This window comes from Microbacterium sp. Kw_RZR3 (assembly GCF_029222405.1).
Classification (GTDB): domain Bacteria; phylum Actinomycetota; class Actinomycetes; order Actinomycetales; family Microbacteriaceae; genus Microbacterium.
This window is the reverse complement of the sequence record NZ_JARHXC010000234.1, coordinates 1-2,510: the sequence shown is the minus strand read 5'-3', so window position 1 is coordinate 2,510 and position 2,510 is coordinate 1. Positions and strand designations below refer to the sequence as shown.

Annotated in this window: 4 protein-coding genes; 1 reads left to right on the top strand and 3 read right to left on the bottom strand. The window is 67.9% G+C overall.

What is annotated here, in order from left to right:
• Window positions 1–3 precede the first annotated feature (3 nt).
• Window positions 4–558 carry a peptide-methionine (S)-S-oxide reductase MsrA gene (gene msrA, locus P2P98_RS13235; protein WP_275800434.1) on the bottom strand — a complete coding sequence of 185 codons (555 nt, stop codon included), beginning with the start codon at window positions 556–558 and terminating at the stop codon, window positions 4–6.
• A 41-nt stretch (window positions 559–599) separates the two neighbouring features.
• Complete coding sequence (gene msrB / locus P2P98_RS13230; RefSeq protein WP_275800431.1) at window positions 600–1,055, bottom strand: peptide-methionine (R)-S-oxide reductase MsrB; 456 nt, start codon at window positions 1,053–1,055, stop codon at window positions 600–602.
• A gap of 188 nt (window positions 1,056–1,243) precedes the next feature.
• Between msrB and P2P98_RS13225 the strand changes: the two genes are divergently transcribed.
• The gene (locus tag P2P98_RS13225) at window positions 1,244–2,071 is read left to right on the top strand and encodes an SDR family NAD(P)-dependent oxidoreductase (RefSeq protein WP_275800428.1); all 828 of its coding nucleotides are present in this window, start codon (window positions 1,244–1,246) and stop codon (window positions 2,069–2,071) included.
• A gap of 33 nt (window positions 2,072–2,104) precedes the next feature.
• Here P2P98_RS13225 and P2P98_RS13220 read toward each other — a convergent pair whose 3' ends face one another.
• Window positions 2,105–2,416, bottom strand: a complete 312-nt coding sequence (locus tag P2P98_RS13220) for a hypothetical protein (RefSeq protein WP_275800424.1) — start codon at window positions 2,414–2,416, stop codon at window positions 2,105–2,107.
• Between the last annotated feature and the right edge of the window lie 94 nt (window positions 2,417–2,510).

The window sequence follows — 2,510 nt, the reverse complement described above, 5'->3', positions numbered from 1 at the left end:
GACTTACGCCGACGCTTCCTCACGCTTGGGCAGCACCCAACCGGGACGCACGAAATGGCACGTGTACCCGTTCGGGATGCGCACGAGGTAGTCCTGGTGCTCGGGCTCGGCCTCCCAGAAGGGCGCCTCGGGCTCGATCGTCGTGACGACCTTCGCGGGCCAGATACCCGACGCGTCGACGTCGGCGATCGTGTCGCGGGCGACCTGCTCCTGCTCGGGGGAGAGCGGGAAGATCGCCGAGCGGTAGCTCGTGCCGATGTCGTTGCCCTGACGGTTCAGCGTCGAGGGGTCGTGGATCTGGAAGAAGAACGCCAGGATGTCGCGGTACGACGTCCGGGTCGGGTCGAAGACGATCTCGACGGCCTCCGCGTGACCGGGGTGGTTGCGGTAGGTGGCGTGGTCGTTCTGGCCGCCGGTGTAGCCGACGCGTGTGTCGAGCACGCCGGGCTGCCGGCGGATGAGGTCTTCGACGCCCCAGAAGCAGCCGCCGGCGAGGACGGCGGTCTCGGTGCCGGGGCGGCGGGTGATCTCGCCGGTGTCGGTGGGTCCGCTGGTCATGGTGTGGCTCCTTTTGCGGTTGCGGAAAGAGAAGAGGTTCATCAGGCGCGGCTCTCCGGGAACAGTGCGCGGTAGGCGCCGTATCCCTGCGCCTCGAGCTCGGCGACGGGCACGAATCGGAGGGCGGCCGAGTTCATGCAGTATCTCAGCCCGCCGGCCTGGCGAGGGCCGTCGTCGAAGAGGTGGCCCAGGTGGCTGTCGGCTCCCGCCGAGCGCACCTCGGTGCGCGTCATCCACAGACTCCGATCCGTCTTGGTCACGACGGCGTCGTCATCGATCGGCTTGGTGAAGCTCGGCCAGCCCGAGCCGCTCTCGAACTTGTCTGTCGAGGAGAACAGCGGCTGTCCTGACACGACATCGACGTAGATGCCGTCCTCGTGGTTGTCCCAGTACTCGTTGCGGAACGGCGGCTCGGTGGCGTCGTCCTGCGTGACGGCGAACTGGCGGTCGGTGAGGCGGCCCAGCGCCTCCGACGTCTTCCGGTACTCCGTGCTCACGGTTCGTATCCTCTCGTCTCGACGCCCGGAAGCGGGCGTCACACAAGAGAACGCGGCGCCCGCGCTTTTTGGTCCCTCGGGGCTGGGAGCGGGCTGTGAGTTCTCAGGAGTCCCGGATGCCGAGGGCAAGCCCCGTGGTTCTCATTGGCGCGCGCATTAGCGTGGCGCTCATCGACCAGGAGGTACGCATGACCCGCACCATCGTCATCACCGGCGCCAGCGACGGCATCGGTGCCGCGTCGGCGAAGCAGCTGAACGATCTCGGTGAAGAGGTGGTGGTCGTCGGCCGCAATCCCGAGAAGACCGCTCGGGTCGCGCGGACCCTCGGTGTCGATTCCTTCGTCGCGGACTTCACCGACCTGGCGCAGGTGCGCGAGCTCGCGGCATCCCTTCTCGAGCGATACCCGCGCATCGACGTGCTGGCGAACAACGCCGGGGGAGTGTTCGGCCGGCGTACCCTCACGACCGACGGGTACGAGACGACGTTCCAGGTGAACCACCTCGCTCCGTTCCTGCTCACCAACCTGCTGCGGGAGCGGCTCGTCGACTCGCGGGCATCCGTGATCCAGACCTCGAGCGCCGCCGCGAAGCTCTTTCCGCGCTTCGACATCGACGACTTGCAGGGTGAGCGGCACTACTCCTCCACGGCGGCGTACGGCAACGCGAAGCTCGCGAACGTGCTGTTCACGAAGGAGCTGAACCGGCGCTTCGGCGAGTTCGGCGTCTCGGTCGTGGCGTTCCACCCCGGTGTCATCGCCTCGAACTTCGGCTCGTCGAGCGACGGGCCGTGGAAGTTCTTGTATTCCGGTCCGCTCGTGAAGCGGTTGATGACCTCGACCTCGGTCGGCGGAGCGCGGTTGACGTGGCTCGCCCTCGGCAAGCCCGGTGTCGACTGGGAGCCGGGCGGCTTCTACGCGAACAACAAGCCCGCCAAGACGAACCGCATCGCCGACGACCCGGTGATCGCGCGACAGCTCTGGGAGCGCAGTGCCGTTCTGACCGATCTGTCGGACTGACGTCGTCATCGCCGACCACATGGGGCCGAAGGGTCAGCGCGTGAGCCCCCGCGGGGGTTCGACCTCCCACCCGAGGCGTTCGAGCGCGTCTTGCAGGCGTCGTGCCTGCGCCCACGCGACCTCCCTCGACACGTCGGAGTAGACGTCGATCGCGAAAGGCGGCGGGTCGGCGAACTTCGGGATCTCGACTTCGGCCCAGGCGTGCGGGGCGAGCCAGACACGGGGGCGGGAGGTGCCCGCATCCTCGATGCCCCCGTCGGCGGCGAAGGCGATGACGTCGAGCGCGTCGAGCTTGGTGATGGGCATGTCCACGACGAGCGTGACCGCGTGCAGCGTGTCCGACATGGCGTACCTCCCGTCCCCTCATCCTCACACGGGGATCGTCTCCCGGGTCGGGTTCGCCGGGACGGCACGACGATGCCGACACGTCGTCTTGAGC